Origin of the sequence: Blautia sp. DFI.1.216, assembly GCF_020594215.1 — a bacterium.
GTDB lineage: Bacteria > Bacillota > Clostridia > Lachnospirales > Lachnospiraceae > Blautia_A > Blautia_A wexlerae.
In genome coordinates this window covers 1-15500 of the sequence record NZ_JAJDML010000041.1, presented here as the reverse complement: position 1 = coordinate 15500, position 15500 = coordinate 1, and the positions used below count along the sequence as shown (strand labels likewise).

Annotated in this window: 17 protein-coding genes and 1 pseudogene; 16 read left to right on the top strand and 2 right to left on the bottom strand. The window is 38.9% G+C overall.

All coding sequences use genetic code 11. From position 1 onward, the window contains the following. From LJE11_RS14140 to LJE11_RS14125, 4 genes are all read left to right on the top strand, one after another. Positions 1-345 (top strand): YlbF family regulator, encoded by a 345-nt coding sequence (locus LJE11_RS14140; RefSeq protein WP_008707418.1) that lies wholly within the window; start codon positions 1-3, stop codon positions 343-345. A gap of 89 nt (positions 346-434) precedes the next feature. Next, entirely contained in the window at positions 435-839 is a 405-nt protein-coding gene (locus LJE11_RS14135) for an endolytic transglycosylase MltG (RefSeq protein ID WP_008707419.1), read from the top strand. Next, a complete protein-coding gene (locus tag LJE11_RS14130) occupies positions 836-1480 on the top strand; it encodes an O-methyltransferase (protein WP_008707426.1) in 645 nt (214 codons plus the stop codon). The genes LJE11_RS14135 and LJE11_RS14130 overlap by 4 nt, the downstream gene beginning before the upstream one ends. Positions 1481-1485: 5 nt before the next feature. Beyond that, positions 1486-2709, top strand: coding sequence for a peptidase U32 family protein (locus LJE11_RS14125; RefSeq protein ID WP_227296125.1), 1224 nt, complete (start codon positions 1486-1488; stop codon positions 2707-2709). A 38-nt stretch (positions 2710-2747) separates the two neighbouring features. Here LJE11_RS14125 and sigK read toward each other — a convergent pair whose 3' ends face one another. After that, positions 2748-3377: an RNA polymerase sporulation sigma factor SigK gene (gene sigK, locus LJE11_RS14120; RefSeq protein WP_008707431.1), complete on the bottom strand. Its 630-nt coding sequence runs from the start codon at positions 3375-3377 to the stop codon at positions 2748-2750. A 172-nt stretch (positions 3378-3549) separates the two neighbouring features. On the opposite strand from sigK, the gene LJE11_RS14115 reads away from it, so the two are divergent. From LJE11_RS14115 to LJE11_RS14085, 7 genes are all read left to right on the top strand, one after another. Then, positions 3550-3690 (top strand): hypothetical protein, encoded by a 141-nt coding sequence (locus LJE11_RS14115; protein WP_161276387.1) that lies wholly within the window; start codon positions 3550-3552, stop codon positions 3688-3690. Positions 3691-3700: 10 nt separating this feature from the next. Beyond that, positions 3701-4366 (top strand): HD domain-containing protein, encoded by a 666-nt coding sequence (locus tag LJE11_RS14110; RefSeq protein ID WP_008707434.1) that lies wholly within the window; start codon positions 3701-3703, stop codon positions 4364-4366. A 248-nt stretch (positions 4367-4614) separates the two neighbouring features. After that, positions 4615-5595 carry a tRNA dihydrouridine synthase gene (locus tag LJE11_RS14105; protein ID WP_008707435.1) on the top strand — a complete coding sequence of 327 codons (981 nt, stop codon included), beginning with the start codon at positions 4615-4617 and terminating at the stop codon, positions 5593-5595. 101 nt (positions 5596-5696) lie between these two features. Beyond that, a complete protein-coding gene (locus LJE11_RS14100) occupies positions 5697-6797 on the top strand; it encodes a YibE/F family protein (RefSeq protein ID WP_008707436.1) in 1101 nt (366 codons plus the stop codon). Beyond that, positions 6794-7567, top strand: a complete 774-nt coding sequence (locus LJE11_RS14095; RefSeq protein ID WP_020994098.1) for a YibE/F family protein — start codon at positions 6794-6796, stop codon at positions 7565-7567. Before LJE11_RS14100 ends, LJE11_RS14095 begins: the two co-directional genes overlap by 4 nt. 464 nt (positions 7568-8031) lie before the next feature. Continuing rightward, positions 8032-8319, top strand: a complete 288-nt coding sequence (locus tag LJE11_RS20865) for a hypothetical protein (RefSeq protein WP_008707439.1) — start codon at positions 8032-8034, stop codon at positions 8317-8319. A 380-nt stretch (positions 8320-8699) separates the two neighbouring features. Beyond that, on the top strand, positions 8700-10022 hold the full coding sequence (locus LJE11_RS14085) for an ATP-binding protein (RefSeq protein WP_008707440.1): 1323 nt from the start codon (positions 8700-8702) through the stop codon (positions 10020-10022). 440 nt (positions 10023-10462) lie between these two features. Here the strand turns inward: LJE11_RS14085 and LJE11_RS20860 are convergent, their stop codons facing one another. Beyond that, positions 10463-10672, bottom strand: coding sequence for a MerR family transcriptional regulator (locus LJE11_RS20860; protein WP_226825017.1), 210 nt, complete (start codon positions 10670-10672; stop codon positions 10463-10465). A 161-nt stretch (positions 10673-10833) separates the two neighbouring features. Here LJE11_RS20860 and LJE11_RS14075 point away from each other — a divergent pair, with 161 nt between their 5' ends. The 5 genes and pseudogenes from LJE11_RS14075 to LJE11_RS14055 all read left to right on the top strand — a co-directional run bounded on the left by LJE11_RS14075 (position 10834) and on the right by LJE11_RS14055 (position 15258). Beyond that, positions 10834-12087 (top strand): ATP-binding protein, encoded by a 1254-nt coding sequence (locus LJE11_RS14075; RefSeq protein WP_008707443.1) that lies wholly within the window; start codon positions 10834-10836, stop codon positions 12085-12087. Positions 12088-12223: 136 nt separating this feature from the next. Further along, on the top strand, positions 12224-12589 hold the full coding sequence (locus LJE11_RS14070; protein WP_227296124.1) for a hypothetical protein: 366 nt from the start codon (positions 12224-12226) through the stop codon (positions 12587-12589). 271 nt (positions 12590-12860) lie between these two features. Then, positions 12861-13508, top strand: coding sequence for a GNAT family N-acetyltransferase (locus tag LJE11_RS14065; protein WP_008707445.1), 648 nt, complete (start codon positions 12861-12863; stop codon positions 13506-13508). A gap of 106 nt (positions 13509-13614) precedes the next feature. Next, a pseudogene (locus LJE11_RS14060) lies at positions 13615-13803 on the top strand (PDDEXK nuclease domain-containing protein); the annotation flags it as partial. Between the two features lie 69 nt (positions 13804-13872). After that, a complete protein-coding gene (locus LJE11_RS14055) occupies positions 13873-15258 on the top strand; it encodes an MATE family efflux transporter (protein WP_008707449.1) in 1386 nt (461 codons plus the stop codon). The last annotated feature ends 242 nt before the right edge of the window (positions 15259-15500 follow it).

Below are 15500 nucleotides of genomic sequence, written 5' to 3'. Positions count from 1 at the left end.
ATGGAACCAAATACAATAGAGGAAAGTATTAAAGGGCTTCTGGAGGCTATAAAGGAGAGCCCTGAATATCTGGAATTTCAGAAGCAGAGTGATATCCTGAAAAAGAAGCCCGAACTGAAGGCACGTGTGGATACATTCAGGGCAGATAATTATAAAGTCCAGAATGAATGTGATTCCGATAATCTGTCTGAAGTTGTAGAGCAGATGGGAAAAGAATCCGCAGAGCTTCGCAGACACCCGGAAGTGAATGCGTATCTGGATGCGGAGCTTGCTTTGTGCAAAATGATGCAGAGAATCTGTATAAAACTGGGAGAAGGTATTGATATAGATGTCCCGGGAATGTGATCAGATAAACTGTAAAACAGTTATCCTGCTGTGAGCAGATAACTGAGCGGATGACTTTATCCGCCTGACATACAGAAAGGAAATAGCTTATGAGTGATACCAGGGAACGTGCAGGTGCAGCAGGTGTTGTTGTTGCAGGAACGTTTTTTAAGATCGTACTTTATATATGTGTGATAGTTTTACTTTTCTGGGTAGGAAAGGCTTCTTATCAGTTTGGACATGATGTCTTTAATCAGCAGGCCATGAGTCCCGGAGAAGGACAGGAAGTTACAGTGGTGATCAAGGAAGATACTTCCTTGTACAAGATTGCCAAAACTCTTCAGAAAAAAGGTCTGGTCAAGAGTGCAACGGTATTTTATGTTCAGGAGAGACTGTCCACTTATCATGGAAAGCTTCAGGCCGGAACGTATCTGTTAAGTACAGCATATACACCTAATCGTATCATGGGAATTCTGGCAGGTGATGATGAACAGGAAGGGGTAAGTGATTCGTGATAGTTGACGAGCGGATGCGTACCTATATTAATTCACTGGATATGGGAAATACACCGTTTCTTGAAGAATTGGAGCAGTATGCCATCAGGGAACGGGTGCCGATCATCCGGAGAGAAATGCAGAGCTTTATAAAAATGTTTCTGGCTGTAAACCGGCCGAAGCGTATTCTGGAGGTGGGGACAGCCATTGGCTTCTCCACACTTCTTATGTGTGAATATGGTCCGGAGGATCTTGAAATCGTAACGATCGAGAATTATGAGAAGAGAATCCCAATCGCAAAAGAGAATTTCAGGAGAGCCGGACGGGAAGCGCAGATTACTCTGCTTGAGGGAGACGCAGGACAGATATTAAAAGAACTGGAAGATTCATTTGACATGATTTTTATGGATGCTGCAAAGGGACAGTATATCAACTGGCTTCCGGATGTGATGCGTCTTATGAAAAATGGCGGTGTTCTCATCTCTGACAATGTGCTTCAGGAGGGAGATATCATAGAGTCCCATTATCTGGTAGAGCGCAGAAACAGAACCATATATAAGAGAATGCGTGAGTATCTGTATGAACTGAAACATAATCCATCCCTGATAACTTCGATCATTCCCCTGGGAGACGGAGTTACAGTCAGTGTGAAACAGGAGTGAACAATATGAGAAAAATAGAATTGCTGGTTCCGGCTAGCAGTCTTGAGGTGTTGAAGATTGCTGTTATTTTCGGAGCAGATGCAGTATATATCGGTGGAGAAGCCTTTGGACTTCGTGCCAAAGCAAAGAACTTTTCCCATGAAGATATGAAGGAAGGAATCGCTTTTGCCCATGAACATGGAGTGAAAGTTTATGTGACTGTAAATATTCTGGCCCATAATTATGATCTGCCGGGTGTGAGGGAATATCTGACAGAACTGAAAGAACTGAAGCCGGATGCACTGATCATTGCAGACCCGGGAATCTATATGTATGCAAAGGAAATATGCCCGGAAATCGAACGCTATATCAGTACACAGGCAAACAATACTAACTATGAGACATATCGTTTCTGGTACAATCTGGGAGCAAAGCGTGTGGTAACAGCCAGAGAGCTTTCGCTTGCAGAGATTAAAGAGATCAGAGAGCATATTCCGGAGGATATGGAGATTGAAACATTCATCCATGGTGCTATGTGCATTTCTTATTCCGGAAGATGTCTGCTCAGTAATTATCTGGCAGGACGTGATGCCAACCAGGGAGCCTGTACCCATCCCTGCCGCTGGAAATATTCAATTGTTGAGGAGAAACGTCCGGGAGAATATATGCCGGTATTTGAAAATGAAAGAGGAACCTATATCTTTAATTCCAAGGATCTCTGCATGATCGAGCATATGGACGATATCATTAACAGCGGAATCGACAGTCTGAAGATAGAAGGCCGTATGAAAACCGCTCTTTATGTTGCAACAGTTGCCAGAACTTACCGCAAGGCAATAGACGACTATATGGAGAGCCCTGAGAAATATCAGGCAAATATGCCATGGTACCAGGAACAGATTTCCAACTGTACCTACAGACAGTTTACAACCGGATTCTTCTATGGAAAACCGGATGAGAATACACAGATTTATGATAATAATACTTATCAGAAGGAATATACGTATCTGGGATTTGCTGAGGCAGTGGATGAACGGGGTTATGCGCAGATCACTCAGAGAAATAAATTCTCTGTAGGTGAGACAATTGAAATTATGAAACCGGACGGACAGAATGTAGCTGTCACTGTGAAGGGAATTTATGATGAGGAAGGCAATTCCATGGAGAGTGCGCCTCATGCACAGCAGAAGCTGTTTATCGATCTGGGAACCGAAATCCAGGTTTACGATCTGTTAAGAAGAGCAGAGTGATTAATAAACGCAGCCAACGTTAAATTTGTTGGCTGCGTTTACTGCGTTTGCGGGAAAAGGCCTCGAAGCTTTTGCAGAGCAGTTTTTTCGATCCTGGAGACATAAGAGCGGCTGATACACAGTTTTCGGGCAATTTCCCGCTGAGTTTCTTCCTCCATGCCAAAGAGCCCATATCTGCAGCAGATCACCTGATATTCCTTATCTGACAGGACTTTTTTCAGAGAGCGTAGAAGATAGTCGGTATTTTCGCGGATATAGCAGTCTTCTACAATATCTACAGGTGCACTCTCGATCACATCTAACAGATTAATCTCATTTCCTTCTTTATCTGTTCCTATGGGTTCATATAGGGACACTTCTTTTGAATGCTTTTTCTTAGCACGAAAATACATCAGCAGTTCATTTTCTATACATCTGGCAGCATAGGTGGATAACCGGGAAGCCTTCTGGGGATTAAAGGTTGTGACAGCCTTGATCAGTCCAATGGTTCCAATAGAGATCAGATCATCTGTATCCTCACCGGTTCCCTGATATTTTTTGACCACATGTGCTACCAGCCGGAGATTATGCTCGATCAGGATATTCTTTGCTTGAGAATCACCCTCCTGATATTTTTGAAGATAATATTTTTCCTGGGATATGGACAAAGGTTTTTGAAAGGCCTTCAAATCGCTACCTCGAAGGGGATTTCTATATAGTTTATGTCCGGGACAGGGTGTTGGTGCTTTTCCAGAAAATTTTGAGCCTTTTTACAATTATTTTACCTGTTCTGTACAATTGTGTGATGGCAGAGTGTCTTTTCCTCTGCTATGCTTAATAAAGCTGGTGATGAACAAGGATATGATTTTCGATGCTGATGGACAGGCTGCGCAGACCGAATTGAAAGATCAGAGAAAAGGAGCAGTCAGATATATGATAAAAACCTATGTAATAGATACAAATGTACTGATTCAGGCACCGTATGCAATAAAAAGGCTTTGAGCCAAAGGGAGTGAAATATTTGAAATACAAGGAAATAGCAAATAACAAAGAAATTAATGCATATCTGCAGAAAGGAAATGCAAATCTGGGACAGCTGGGTTTTACAGATCATTCAAAGGCACACTGCGTACAGGTTGCACATCAGGCTGGAAAGATACTGAAACGGCTGGGATATTCAGAACATGAAATTGAACTTGCAAAGATTGCCGGCTATATGCATGATATTGGAAATGCCATTAACAGAACCCATCATGCAGAATATGGTGCACTGCTTGCAAATGATTTACTGAAAGAAACAGATATGTCTCTGGAAGACAGGATAACTGTAATAGCAGCCATCGGTAATCATGACGAATCAACAGGAAGCCCTGAGGATGTGGTTTCAGCGGCACTTATTATTGCAGATAAAACAGATGTAAGAAGAAGCCGTGTGCGCCAGAAAGAACAATCCGCTTACGATATCCATGACAGGGTAAATTATGCAGTTACAGACGCCAAGCTGAAAATCGCTGAAGACAAATCTGTCATTGCACTGAACCTACAGATTGATGAAAAAATCTGTTCCATGTATGATTATTTTGAGATTTTCCTTGAGCGTATGATGCTTTGCAGGAAAGCTGCGGAAATACTTGGAACAACTTTTAAACTGACAGTAAATGGCCGAAAGGTTTTGTAGAATTGCTATAATAAAAAGAATAGAGAAATTTATTGGAAGAGATGCTTGAAAAAAAGGTATCTCTTTTTTGGATTGCTATAGTTGATTTTGCAGCGGATATTTCAAATCTGCATTGAGAAATCAGAATGACTACAGTATAATGGAGGAAGAATTTAACCGAATAAACTGCAGAGCAGTTATTCGGTGTAGAACTACGTAGCGAAGCGGATGATTTTATCCGCTTGAATACAATACAACAGGAGAAGCACATGAAAATATATTTAGCCCCCCTTGAGGGAATCACAGGATATACATACAGAAGGGCACTTTACCAGTGCTTTGGAGGTTTTGACAAGTATTTTATTCCTTTTATTCTTCCAAACCAGAAAGGACATCTCAGCACCAGAGAAAAGAAAGACATTATGCCTGAGAATAATGAGGGGATGTATGCTGTTCCCCAGATTTTGACAAAGAATGCAGAGGATTTTATCCAGACAGCGGAAACACTGCAGGAATACGGTTATAATGAAGTGAATCTGAACCTTGGCTGTCCGTCAAAGACTGTTGTGACAAAAGGCAGAGGTGCGGGATTTCTGGACAGACCGGATGAACTGGACAAATTCCTGGATGAGATTTTCCGTAAATGTGATATGAAGATTTCCATCAAGACTCGATTGGGTATGGATGATCCGGAAGAATTTGAAGATCTGCTGACGATTTATAATAAATATCCACTGGAAGAGTTAATTGTTCACGCAAGAGTGCAGAAAGACTATTACAAAAATACGCCACGTCTGGAAACATTTGGGGAGGCGGTGGAGCGGGCCAAGAGCCCGGTTTGCTATAACGGAGATATCGTCACAGCAAAGGACTGTACCAGATTACAGGACATGTTTCCGACCCTGGACTGCATTATGACAGGCAGAGGAACACTGAAGAATCCTGCACTTGCCAGAGAGATCCGTGGCGGTGCACCTGCGTCAAAGGAAGAAATCCGCAGATTTCATGATATGATGTATAATGAATATTGTGAAGACCTGTCCGGAGACAGAAATATCCTGTTCCGTATGAAAGAATTATGGTCTTATCTGGCACCTATGTTTACAAACAATAAAAAATATGCCAAAAAGATTAAGAAGGCTGAGAAATGTGTGGTATATGAAAATGCAGTCAGAGAATTATTTGGCTGTGAACAGTTAATTGGAGAAGTGGAAGATGGGGATATGGAAAAAAATACTGGATTATTATAACAGCTGAAAGATATAGAACTCACAGTATTTCGATAGAAAGTAACTGATTAGTATCTTTAAGGCTGCAATATTTTTTATTAAGAAGGAGAAAAAAGAATCCTATGAAATCTCATGTATTTCAGATGAAATATTTCTTAGCAGGCATCTATATTATCTGTGTTATATTTACCTGCTTTAACGCCAGGTTTTATCATACGCCTCTGGCGAAGATATCTTCAGTAACAGAAAAGGAAACAATGAGCAGAAAAGGAACCAGGGATGCAGAAGAGTATTATTATACTCAGAAAATTACAGCGCGTATATTAAACGGTACCCATAAAGGGGAAGAGATTGCTATTTCTAATGAATATACATCGTCTCAGGTTCAGAATCAGAAATATCACAAAGGAGACACGGTCCTTTTAAGCGGTTCAAGGGAAAATCCAGGGAAATCCATACGTTCCATAAAGCGTGATGGTTATCTGGCATTGCTGGCAGGTGGTCTGTTTTTTCTTCTGATCTGTATTACAGGAAAACAGGGATTCTATACGATCATATCGCTGATATTGAACACAATTATATTCGCGTTTGGATTTCAGGCTTTTATGAAAGGGGAAAATATCTTAAATATCTGCAATGTAATTGCTTTTCTATTTTCGATAACAACTCTGATCTGTCTGAATGGAATCCACAGAAAAACATGGGCTTCTGTTATTTCAACCATATGCGTACTGTTTCTGATCATGGCATTATTTGAATTTTCTATTCAGTTTTTTGGAGATCTGGATTATTCTAATCTGGAATATCTGGGGAGTATGAGTAATTCCGCTGATATATTCTGGACAGATATTATGCTGACAGGACTTGGAGCTATCATGGATGTAGCTGTAACTATTAGTGCTGCAACAGGGGAAATTGTCCGGAAAAATCCAGATGTTTCTCTGAGAAAATTAATACATTCAGGACGGGAAATCGGATATGACATTATGGGAACCATGATAAATGTGCTGCTTTTTGTCCTGGCAAGCGGCATGATTCCTATGTTTATCCTGAAAATGAACAATGAGATCAGATTTATAACGATCATACGATATCATATTCCATATGATATCTGTCGTTTTCTTATTGAAAGTATAGGAATTGTACTGGCAATCCCTGTATCTGTTTTTATTTCTTCTATTATCATGAAACTACCATCTCTGAAAAGGAGCGACAAAAAATGATAATTTTTCTTGCACTGGTGTTGATTATTTTAATGATTCTGATTGGTGGGGAGCGCGGAGCAGTTTCTCTTATGACACTGGCCGGTAATATTGTAATTCTGTTTATTTCGATTCTTCTGATGTCCATTGGTTTCCCGGCTCTGCTTCTGATATTGGCTGCAGGGGCAGGAGTCTGCTATAATTCCCTGTTCTACCAGAATGGAAACAATCCAAAGACACGGGCGGCTTTTCTGGCTACCTTGCTTGTGATGCTGCTTTTATTTATTCCGATTTATCTTATTATATGGAGATCAGGAAGCTACGGACTGAATGAGCTTCAGCTTTCAGAAGATGATTTTATGTATTATTACAGTACGGATATCCATATTAATATGCTTCATGTGGCAGTTTTTGTAACTGTTTTCAGTACTCTTGGAGCGGTTATTGATACTGCTTTATCTGTAACTTCTTCTGTATATGAAGTCTGGACACATAAAAACAGCCTGACAGCGAAAGAACTTACTTCTTCCGGCTATCAGGTTGGAAAAGAAATTATAGGAACAACTGTAAATACGCTGCTTTTTGCTTATCTTGGAGGCTCTATTCTGTTATTTGCCTATGTTCAGACACAGCAATATAACCTGGAAATTATTCTCAATTCCAAATTTCTTTTTCAGGATGTTGCAATCATGCTGTCTGGGGCGATTGCCTGCCTTTTTACAGTACCGGTATCAATCAGATGTGTGATTCGCCAGATTCATCATGCTGCAACTGAAACAGATCACAGCTGATCGGATTTGTTTTCACAGTCTTTGCAGATTCCATGAAGCATATCTCCGCTGCACTGCAGACGGAATCCATGATTCCGGAACAGATGCTCTTTTAATTCATCCATAAAATTACAGTCAAGATGTACAACCTTGCCGCATCTGATATATTTCAGATGCAGGTGGTCTGTACATTTTTTTTTCTTCTCCTGCGAACTGAAACATTGCTTTGTCAGAATTCAGATCTGGGTATTTAATTACAACGTGTTCCGCGCAAAGCTTATCCAGATAGCGGTAGACAGTTGTTGAGTGCTATTTTGATAAACGCAAACAGTTTGCACTTATATTAAATGGATCAGATCGCCCACTAAAAAGATTTTCAGGCACATCGGGGTGTGCAGAAAGGACTTTATTATGAAAAAAATTATTTACCATAACAGCACTTGCAGCGGCAACAGCTCTCAGCTTTGGAGCACTGAATCTTGCATATGCAGCAGAAACAGAGAATGCTTCTTCTGACAAAAAAACTGAACGTTATGGCCAGCTTTTATCCTATGTATGATTTTGCAGTAAAAGTAGGCGGTGATTGTCTCATGCTTATCTGGCAGCATTTTGGTAAAAAAGAAGTTTACTACATTATATCGGCCGGTCTGGGTGAGGATATTATTGAAAGATCACTTGGTGATATGGATGGTTTTGTAGAACATCTGGAAGAATACAGGATCGCAGGAAAGAATTACCGGACTCATATAAGCTTATGGGATACTCTTGAATGAAACAACGCTATCTTTTTGCGTTCCGACAAAAGTGCCGTTGTGGCAGATTGCAGCAAGATTTGAATCATATTCATCAGTGATTTCAGAATTTTTCATTATTAAATACATATATTTATAATTAAGAGCGTTACAATGCCGGTACCTTGAGAACATTGGAGGCTGCAATTATGAGGGCTTTTGATAGAAAAAAGTCTTTTAATATATCCTGATCAATGATATAATATTCTAAAATGTTGACAAATGGACATTTTTACTTTCTAAAATGTTGACATACAGATATTTTTGCTTTCTAAAATGTTGACAATAAAAGAAAAATAGTAATTAAAAATGTTACAAAGTTGTTCTTGATAAAAATATTGTTTGGTAACAGGAGGTGTTTTATGTTAAAAAGAAAAGTGACGCATTACATAAAAAAATGGGTAGATTCAAAAAACAAAAAATGTCTTGTAATTCAGGGAGCCAGACAAACAGGAAAAACATATATAGTTGAAAGATTTGCAGAAGAGAACTATGAAGAAATTGTTGAAATTAATTTTAAACAGATACCTTCTGCGATGGATATTTTTTCCGGTGATCTAACAGTAGATAATATGGTTATGGCTATGCGGTTTCGTTTTCCTGAAAAGAAGATTATTCCAGGAAAGACTATGATTTTTCTGGATGAGATCCAGGAGTGTCAGGAAGCAATAACTTCTCTTAAGTTTTGGGCATTAGATAATAGATTTGATGTTATTGCATCAGGATCACTTTTAGGAATTGATTATAAACGTGCTTCTTCTTACCCTGTTGGGTATGTTGATTATCTGAAAATGTATGGAATAGATTTTGAGGAGTTTCTTTGGGGAATGGGAATCTCTGAGGATATGATAATGAATCTCTGTGGATATCTTGGTTCAAAAGCTGCTATTCCAGAGGCAATTCATTCTCAGATGATGAAATATTTTAGGCAGTATGTCGCTATAGGGGGTATGCCGGAAGCAGTTCAGAAGTATATAGATACAAAAGACTTCAGGGAGGTTGACCGGATTCAGAGAAGTCTGTTACAGGGATATCAGTATGATATAGCCCATTATGCTACAGCTGAAGAAAAAGTAAAAGCGGAGAAGTGCTACCTTTCTCTTGCGAAACAGTTATTGGATAAAGAGAATCATAAATTTCAATATAAAGAAGTTGAGCATGGAGGCAGGGCACAGAAGTATTTTTCTAGTATCGAGTGGTTACTTCGTGCAGATATGTTGTATTTGTGTAAACTTGTAACAGATATAAGATTTGATCTGGATGATTATGCAAGAGATGATTTTTTCAGAGCTTATACAACGGACTTGTCTCTGTTGATGGCGATGAAAGATTTTTCCTTGAAGCAGCATATTATAGAAAATACCTTAGCAGGAAATTCCAAAGGAGGAATATTTGAATGTGCTGTAGCAGATGCTCTTTATAAGAAGGGATATCAGTTATATTTCTATAAAAATGAGACAACGAAAAAAGAAATTGATGTAATCATTCAAAAAGATGGAAAAGTAGTTCCTATTGAGGTCAAGAGTGGAAATACACGTGCAAATTCACTAAAGTCGATCATGAAAAATAATAAAGATATAAGCTATGGATATAAATTCATAGATGGGAATGTAGGAACCAGCGAAGAGGGAATAATCACATTACCGCTCTATATGATCGCTTTCTTTGATAAAGTATCAGAATAACTGTAGACAAAAACGGAACAGACCCAGACCGAAAAAGCTCTTGCATTGATAGATACTTTTGCAACTGGAGATATCGATACTGCTAAAGAATTGCTTGCAGGAGATTATATTCAGCACAACTTTGCCTACGGTACTGGAAGAATTAAAGTTCAAGTGAATCTTCTGCATTTACCCACATCTGTAAATTTCCATCAAAATATAACAGTTATTAAATGAGTAAATCAGAATATTGTTTTCTTTGACTTGACTATATCGATAGCGAGGAATGCTTCTTGCCATATAGTTTTTGTATATTTTCTGGAAGCTTGTCAGGTAACATGGCATTTATAGCATCTTATCATCTTTCATTGCTGTTTCATAATACCAGCATTTGGATTTTAAAAGGGAGAGAGTTTTTTTGAAGTTCTTGGATTTCAGTTTCAACGGCTGATTTTCGGGCTTCAAATAATTCTTTTCTTTTTTTCATAGCTGGAGTTGCCTTCAGATACCCAGATAAAAAATTGCTTTATATCTTTGATCCCAAGCCCTGATTTCTTCAGGCATTCAATAATACGAAGCACTTCCAATTCATTATCGCTGAAATAATGGATGTTTCCCTTACGTTCCGGATTAGGGAAAAAGCCTACAATGGCCTGCAATGGAAGGATCACAAACGCTAAGGCAGCTAAGGCGACTTATATTTGTATTAGTACATTACATAAAAATATGCATATACACATAAAATAGGAATGAATATTGAAACGTATCTTGTTTTATGATAGAATATCATTACTAAAAAAAGTGCAGATGCACAGAAACGGGGAGAGTGATGATGGAGATTAAAAGAGACGCTTACCTGCAGCAGTTGATTGAGCGAAAAGATAATGGAATGATAAAGGTAATCACCGGCATTCGTAGATGCGGAAAATCCTTTTTGCTGTTTACCATCTTTAAGAGATATTTACTGGAGAATGGCATTGGCTCTGATCATATTATTGAAATTGCATTGGACGGTATAGAGAATGAGGAATTAAGAGATCCCAAGATGTGTTTTAAGTATATCAAGGATGCTGTGAAAGATGATGGGAAGTATTATCTTCTTCTGGATGAAGTACAGTTCATGCCCCGATTTGAGGAAGTTCTGAACAGTTTGCTACGCATGAGCAACATTGATGTGTATGTCACCGGAAGTAATTCCAGGTTCCTGTCCAGTGACATTGTGACCGAGTTCCGTGGCAGAGGTGATGAAATCAGAATCTATCCTCTCTCCTTTGCTGAGTTTTATTCTGTCTATGACGGTGATTATGATGATGCCTGGGATGACTACATGATCTACGGAGGATTGCCGCAGGTTGTTGGTTTCCAGAGTGAACGACAGAAAGCAGACTATCTGAAGAACATTTTTGCTAATGTTTATCTGAAGGATGTTATAGAAAGAAATAAAATTCAAAATGTGGATGAAATTGGTATTCTGGTTGATGTGCTTGCATCTGCAATCGGCGCACCGACCAACCCTTCAAAGATTGCGAATACCTTTGCCAGTCAGCGTCAGATGACTTATACCAATAAAACTATCTCAAACCATATTGACTATTTGGCAGATGCGTTTTTGATTTCCAAGGCAAGCCGTTACGACATTAAGGGACGAAAATATATCGGTGCAAATCTGAAATACTATTTCACTGATCTGGGACTGAGAAATGCTCGCTTGAATTTTAGACAGCAGGAGCCTACTCATATCATGGAGAACATTGTTTATAACGAGCTGCTGATCCGTGGCTACAATGTTGACGTGGGCGTTGTGCAGATCTTTGATAAAGATAAAGAGGGTAAGCGTATCCGTAAGCAGTTGGAAGTTGACTTTGTGGTTAACCAAGGTAATCAGAGGTACTATATTCAGGTTGCATATGACATGACTTCGGAAGAAAAGCAGACTCAGGAGTTCAACTCTTTGCGTAATATTCCAGACTCTTTCAAAAAGATGGTCATTGTAAATGGCAGCAAGAAACCTTGGAGAAATGACGAGGGATTTGTCATCATGGGAATGAAGTATTTCCTTTTGAATGCAGATAGTTTAGAGTTCTGACATTGGTTATAGATAAGAAAAGAATCTTTAAAATGCTGAAAAATTGAGAGTTGGAGTAAAGCTTATGGAAAACAAACTTCAAGTTTTATTGATTAGGAAATTGAGGAGTTATGCATTTTGTAAAGAGGGTCTGTAAATGAAAACGTGTTGTTTAGTATGGGAAATTCCTGTAATAGAGGGAGAACATTATAATCCAATTATAAATGTCATTTATATGCAAAAAGCAAAGAAATTTTTGAATCAACTAAATCGATATTTTCAGGATGAGAATATGGATTGGAAGTGTGTTTTAGACCGTTCAGCATGTACTTATAATGAGATTTTTTCCAGTGAAAATCAAGCAGTTATTTTTGTTCCGGAAGCTAAAACAAGACAATGGTTATATAAAAAAGAAATTCAGGCTGTAAGTATTCCAAAATATTATTTGGATTTTGCAGAATATAATGAAGGAAAGTTGGATAAAATAGCAATTTTCTTTATGAACTTAAAAAATAATGTATAATAGATTTCCTTGTTATGGAGTAATGATATGTTTTAGAGGCAGAAAAAATCACAGGGAAAAGAAACTGAAGTAAAAAGCCGATGTGAGACTTTGGGAATCCTGCATCGGCTTTACTGATCTTACAGAGGTTTTGAAAATTTGATTTTTACTGGTTTATCAGGACTTGTCCTTCAAGATATCGGTCAGGAAACAGGATGTTACCTTTTGTAGATAAAACGATTTTGGTCAGATTGAGAACTCTTTGTTTTTCTGATATAATTGAGAAAAACATATGGAAAGAACGAGAGCGTTGGAATGGAAACAGGATAAGAAATATCTTGACTATATCGATAGCGAGAAATGCTTCTTGTCCGAAAGGCAAGAAGGTGAGGAGAAAGCAATAATGAAAAATCTTAGATTAAAAAAAGTATCTATAAAAGATCTTGACCAGATCAGGGCACTGTACTGGAGACTTTTGGACAGCTCTCCGAAATATGGTCAGATTCTGCAGTGGAAAAAGAATATATATCCAAATGATGACGATTGGAATTCTTATATTGTAAAAGGTGAAATGTACTTGATTTTGAAGGATACGGATGTGATTGGTGCAGTAGCGGTGACGAATGCGCAGTCAAAAGAATATAGAAAGATTCACTGGAAAGTTAAGGCTGATGATCAGGATGCAGCGGTGGTTCATCTGTTGATGATTTTACCTGAATATCAGGGAGATGGAGCGGCAACAGTAGCACTTGATGAAATCATCAAGCTGGCTGCAGACAAAAAGAAAAAGGCAGTGCGGCTGGACGCGATCGGAACTAATGTGCCAGCACAGAAATTGTATGAAAAATACGGCTTTGTTAATTGCGGAACAGCACAGGAGTACTATGAAAGTACCGGAGAAACAGAATTCGTATTTTACGAATATGTACTGGTGGAGTAGCAGTTACATATGAAATGAAAAGTATTTACTAATCGGAAATTGTCGAACTGACACATTAGAAAGGATTATATATGAGTGAGTTGATTAAGGCTGATAATGAATATAAGAAGCTGATAATCCTACATTGGGACTTTTGATTTGTAAAGATATGGATAAAGTAGAAACCCAGTATGCATTAGAATCTACTAGCCAGCCACTCGGTATTTCCGGTTATGAATTATCAAAACTTATACCAGAAGAGTTCAGAGGTAGTATGCCTACCATTGAAGAAATTGAAGTTGAATTAAATGAATAACTTCCAGACAAACATTTTTCAACAGAGTATTGTATAATTTGGATGAAGTAATTTTTATGAGGTGATTTTATGTGTGAAAATGAAAAAAAGAAATATCATTCCATTGAGATGACCACAGGATCTCTCTGGAAAAATATACTTCTCTTCAGCCTTCCTCTTATGGGATCACAGGTACTGGAGGTTCTTTTTAACTTAAGCGATGTTGCCGTTGTTGGACGGTTTGCAGATTATATGGCACTAGGTGCCGTCGGCTCCACAACTTTGCTGGTTACTCTGTTTACCGGAATCCTTATCGGAATGGGTGCCGGTGTCAATGTCCGCGTAGCTCACGAACTGGGTGCCGGTAATAAAAAAGGCACAGAAGAAACAATCCATACTTCTCTTCTTTTGTGCGCAATCACAGGCCTGCTCGTCTGCGCCATCTGTCTTCTGTTTTCCGGGCGGATGCTGTCCATGATGAACACGAAGCCGGAACTTATTGATCAGGCTATTTTATATATGAAGATCTATTCCCTGGGAATGCCTGCAATGGCCATATACAATTTCGGAAACGGCGTATTAAGTGCCATAGGCGATACGAAACGACCATTGATCTACCTTTCCATCGCAGGTGTGGTCAACGTTCTTCTGAATCTGTTTTTTGTTATTGTCTGTCATATGGCAGCCGCAGGCGTTGCAACAGCCAGCGCAATTTCTCTGTATATCTCTGCTTCTCTGGTGATGATCCATCTCCTCAGAAGAACCGATGATTGCAAAGTATCTCTGCGTAAGATCTGCCTGCACCCCAAGGCCTGCAAAGCAGTTCTCATGCTTGGTATCCCTACAGGTCTTCAGAACGGAATCTTTGCTATTGCAAACCTGTTTGTGCAGACTGGTGTCAACTCTTTTGATGCAGTGATGGTTTCCGGAAATGCAGCTGCCGCAAATGCTGACTCCCTGATCTATAATGTCATGTTTTCTTTTTATACTGCATGTGCAAGCTTTATCGGTCAGAACTGGGGTGCCGGTAATAAAAAACGAATGCTGAAATCTTATAGAGTCAGCCTTACATATGCCTTCATTTTCGGTGCAATCCTGGGTGGACTACTCCTTGTGTTTGGCCCACAGTTTCTTTCTCTGTTCGCTACGGAACCAACAGTTATTGATGCTGGTATGCAGAGGATTCGTATTATGGCATTCAGCTATGCATTCAGCTGTTTTATGGACGGCAGTATCGCCGCATCCCGAGGTATCGGAAAAAGTATTCCGCCTACCATTATCGTTATCCTGGGCTCCTGCGTATTTCGTATTGTCTGGATTTATACAGTATTTGCACATTTCCAGACGATTTCATCACTGTATCTTTTGTATATCTTCTCATGGGGAATTACAGGACTTGCAGAAACTCTGTTTTTTGTTGTAAGTTTTAACATAATATATAGCAAGAATTCTCCTTCCTCTATAGAAGGCCACTGAAAAAGTCCTTTTTTCGTATAAATCAACACAAAATAAAGTACATCAGTCAATATTAAGACACTATATATAGTATGCAAAAACAGTTTTTCAGTGGCGTCCTATAGGTGGGAGATGAATTGCAAAAAAACAGAAAAGAACACTTGTTCTGCAACGCGATTCATGGTATAATAGAATCAGTCGATAAGGTAAAAGATCAAAAAAGGACTGTTTTTATGGAAAAAATAGATCACAATGCACATTCA

Excerpts from the sequence above, each read along its gene's own strand:
- LJE11_RS14100 (WP_008707436.1), top strand. The coding sequence starts at position 5,697 with ATGAAATCTCATGTATTTCAGATGAAATATTTCTTAGCAGGCATCTAT.
- LJE11_RS14125 (WP_227296125.1), top strand. The coding sequence starts at position 1,486 with ATGAGAAAAATAGAATTGCTGGTTCCGGCTAGCAGTCTTGAGGTGTTG.
- LJE11_RS14115 (WP_161276387.1), top strand. The coding sequence starts at position 3,550 with ATGATTTTCGATGCTGATGGACAGGCTGCGCAGACCGAATTGAAAGAT.
- LJE11_RS14140 (WP_008707418.1), top strand. The coding sequence starts at position 1 with ATGGAACCAAATACAATAGAGGAAAGTATTAAAGGGCTTCTGGAGGCT.
- LJE11_RS14065 (WP_008707445.1), top strand. The coding sequence starts at position 12,861 with ATGGAAAGAACGAGAGCGTTGGAATGGAAACAGGATAAGAAATATCTT.
- LJE11_RS14070 (WP_227296124.1), top strand. The coding sequence starts at position 12,224 with ATGAAAACGTGTTGTTTAGTATGGGAAATTCCTGTAATAGAGGGAGAA.
- LJE11_RS14135 (WP_008707419.1), top strand. The coding sequence starts at position 435 with ATGAGTGATACCAGGGAACGTGCAGGTGCAGCAGGTGTTGTTGTTGCA.
- LJE11_RS14085 (WP_008707440.1), top strand. The coding sequence starts at position 8,700 with ATGTTAAAAAGAAAAGTGACGCATTACATAAAAAAATGGGTAGATTCA.
- LJE11_RS14055 (WP_008707449.1), top strand. The coding sequence starts at position 13,873 with ATGTGTGAAAATGAAAAAAAGAAATATCATTCCATTGAGATGACCACA.
- LJE11_RS14095 (WP_020994098.1), top strand. The coding sequence starts at position 6,794 with ATGATAATTTTTCTTGCACTGGTGTTGATTATTTTAATGATTCTGATT.
- LJE11_RS14105 (WP_008707435.1), top strand. The coding sequence starts at position 4,615 with ATGAAAATATATTTAGCCCCCCTTGAGGGAATCACAGGATATACATAC.
- LJE11_RS14075 (WP_008707443.1), top strand. The coding sequence starts at position 10,834 with ATGGAGATTAAAAGAGACGCTTACCTGCAGCAGTTGATTGAGCGAAAA.
- LJE11_RS20865 (WP_008707439.1), top strand. The coding sequence starts at position 8,032 with ATGCAGCAGAAACAGAGAATGCTTCTTCTGACAAAAAAACTGAACGTT.